Origin of the sequence: Nocardiopsis prasina DSM 43845 (assembly GCF_000341265.1) — a bacterium.
GTDB classification, from domain to species: domain Bacteria; phylum Actinomycetota; class Actinomycetes; order Streptosporangiales; family Streptosporangiaceae; genus Nocardiopsis; species Nocardiopsis prasina.
In genome coordinates, this window is the sequence record NZ_ANAE01000024.1 from 1 (window position 1) to 659 (window position 659).

Annotated in this window: 2 pseudogenes; one reads left to right on the forward strand and one right to left on the reverse strand. The window is 75.1% G+C overall.

What is annotated here, in order from left to right:
- Positions 1-144, reverse strand: a pseudogene (locus D452_RS31160) (antitermination regulator); the annotation flags it as partial.
- A gap of 179 nt (positions 145-323) precedes the next feature.
- On the opposite strand from D452_RS31160, the pseudogene D452_RS27400 reads away from it, so the two are divergent.
- Positions 324-659: pseudogene (locus tag D452_RS27400) on the forward strand (histidine kinase); the annotation flags it as partial.

Below are 659 nucleotides of genomic sequence, written 5' to 3' on the forward strand. Positions count from 1 at the left end.
GTGCCAGATGACCACGAGCGCCGCGGAACACCCCGGAACCTCGCGGGCGGCGGCCGCGCTCATCCGGTCCAGCGCGCGCTCCGGTGTGGCGGTCTCCGCCTGCCCCAGCGCGCCGATCTCGCGCGCGAGGCGGTCGACCCACATGGGCACGTCCCCCTTTCCGGTCCGGGTGCCCCTGCGGCGTCCGGACCGGTGTCCCGGGCCCCGCGGGCGGACCGTGGCTCTACGTTAATCGCGATCCCACCGGCTCGGTCGCATGCGCTAGCGTCATGGCGGGGCCGGGCCCGCCCGGCCCCGCACCCGTCCACGTCAGGAGTGCAAGCGTGCCGGACAACCTCGCCGACCTGCAGCGTGAGGTCGCCGAACTGGGTGATCGCGTGGCGGCGCTGCGGAGCACGCACAGCATGTACCCCGACGACTCCGCCGAGACCGCCGAGGCGGCCCTGACCGAGCTCGGGTTCGCCCAGGAGCTGCTGCAGGACTGCGGGCAGCGGCTGGCGGCGGCGGAGTCCGCCGCGGCGCCGCGCCGGTCCAACGGCGACGACGAGCGCGCGGTACTGCGGGCCGTGTTCGGCCAGTTGAGCGTTCCGGCGGTGCTGCTCGACCACGAGGGCTACATCCGGCGCATCAACGCGATCGGTGCCGACCGGCTGGGGGGC